We start from the raw sequence: 1,962 nt of genomic DNA, 5'->3' as shown, positions 1-1,962 counted from the left end.
CATCAACCGGTCCATCTCGGGAATCGGCTGCGTGATGGACGCGACGTACTGCTTGCTCCAGCGGCCGATCTGGCGCTCGAAGTAGTTGCCCGGCTTGCCGTAGTCGGCCAGGCCGATATCGTTGGGGCGCACCGTGTGCAGTGCGGCCATGACGCGGTTCATCTCGTCGTAGACCGCCCCACGCTGCTCACGGCTGAGATCGGGCAACGATTGGTCCCACATCACGCGACCTTCCACGCATTCCATGACGTAGAAGGCACGGCCGATGACGGACTCGTCCTCACACAGCACGTGCATCTGCGCCACCGGCACGCCGGTGCCGTGCAGCGCACCCATGACGCGGAATTCGCGTTCGATGGCGTGGGCAGAGGGCAGCAGCTTGGCCACCGGGCCGGGTTTGGCGCGCATCACATAGCTGCGTGCCGGGGTGATGAGCTTGTACGTCGGGTTGGACTGGCCGCCCTTGAACATTTCCACCGACAGCGGGCCGGCGAAACCGTCCATGTGCTGTTCCAGCCAGCGCTGGAGGGCGGGGATGTCGACGGCGTGTTGCGCCGCCACCGGTCTCGTGCCGGTGAAGTTCTGTTGATCTGTCATGCGGTCACGAGGGTTGGGGTGCGGCGGGGCGCCGTCAGGTTTCGGCTTCGGCGATGCGCATCAGCATGTCGCGGTTGCGCACCACCAGCCCGCCTTGCTCGATGCGGATCGCGTTCTCGCGCTCCATGGATTTGAGTTCCTGGTTCACGCGCTGGCGCGAGGCGCCCAGCAGCTGTGCCAGTTCTTCCTGCGCCAGTTGCAGGCCGATGCGCATCTCGTTGCCGTCCGACAGGCACGGCACGCCGTAGCTGCGCACCAGGTGCAGCAGCTGTTTGGCCAGACGGGCGCGCAGCGGCAGGGTGTTGAGGTCCTCCACCAAGCCGAAGAGCGTGCGGATGCGCCGCGCCTGCAGGCGCATCAGCGCTTCGTACAGCTCCACGTGGGTGGCCAGGATTTTCTGGAAATCGTTGCGGGCCACGCACAGCAGGGTGGTCGGTCCGTGCGCATAGGCGTCGTGCGTGCGCTGATCGCCGTCGAACATCGCCACATCGCCAAACCAGACGCCCGGCTCCACATAGGTCAGCGTGATCTGCTTGCCCGAGAGCGATGTCGAACTCACGCGCACCGCCCCGCGCGCCACGGCCGTCCATTCGGACGGCGGGTCGCCGCGCGCGACGATCAGGTCGCCGTCCTTGAAACGCTTGACGTAGGCGCATCGGAGTATGTCGTGACGCAGTGAAGGTGAAAGGCTTGCGAACCAGCGACCACTGTTGATCGCCTCGCGTTCTTCCATTGTCAGAATCGGTTCATCCATCGCATGTCTTTTGAGTGACTGAAAGCCGCCCCATTGTCACCACTGGGACCATGGGGCAGCATCAGGGATAGTGCGGGGAACTGTCCCGCAGGCGTCGCGCCGGTGCTGGAAAAATCGCAGCACGGCCGCTGCTGTGCGTCAGCGGTACAGCGGGGTGCGTTTGTCGAGGAAGGCCGCGATGCCTTCGCCGCCGTTGGCGTGGTGCAGGTTGCGCACGAAGTGGTCGCGCTCGGCCGCCAGCTGGGCGTGCAGGCTGGCTTCGGGCGCATCGTTGGCCAGTTCCTTGATGCTGGCCAGCGCATTGGGGGCGCGCGCGTTCAGGCGTGCCGCCAGCGCCAGCGCATCGGTCAAGGCTTCGCCGGGTTGGCTCACCGCGTTGATGACGCCCAGTGCCTGCAGGCGTTGCGCGTCGATGCGGTCGCCGCACATCAGCAGTTGCAGCGCGGTGGCGCGGGGCAGGGCGCGCATCAGGCTCCAGGTCGCACCGCCGTCGGGCGAGAGAGCGACATTGCTGTACGCCATCACGAACACGCTGTTCTGCGCGGCCACGGCCAGGTCGCAGGCCAGCGCCAGCGAGAAGCCCGCGCCGGCACAGGACCCTTCCACCGCGG

3 protein-coding genes are annotated in these 1,962 nt (G+C 66.4%); all 3 read right to left on the bottom strand.

From position 1 onward, the window contains the following. The coding region (locus tag ACR2JA_RS10270; protein WP_434008987.1) for a phosphotransferase family protein at positions 1-597 on the bottom strand (597 nt) is incomplete at its 3' end. Between the two features lie 34 nt (positions 598-631). Next, complete coding sequence (locus tag ACR2JA_RS10265) at positions 632-1,351, bottom strand: Crp/Fnr family transcriptional regulator (RefSeq protein WP_434008986.1); 720 nt, start codon at positions 1,349-1,351, stop codon at positions 632-634. 138 nt (positions 1,352-1,489) lie between these two features. Beyond that, on the bottom strand, positions 1,490-1,962 hold a 473-nt coding region (locus tag ACR2JA_RS10260), incomplete at its 5' end, for an enoyl-CoA hydratase-related protein (protein ID WP_434008985.1).

It is taken from the genome of Hydrogenophaga sp. (assembly GCF_051007235.1).
Taxonomy (GTDB): domain Bacteria; phylum Pseudomonadota; class Gammaproteobacteria; order Burkholderiales; family Burkholderiaceae_C; genus Hydrogenophaga.
The sequence above is the reverse complement of the archived record's forward strand: the minus strand, read 5'-3'. Positions and strand labels throughout refer to the sequence as shown.

Excerpts from the sequence above, each read along its gene's own strand:
- ACR2JA_RS10265 (WP_434008986.1), bottom strand. The coding sequence starts at position 1,351 with ATGGATGAACCGATTCTGACAATGGAAGAACGCGAGGCGATCAACAGT.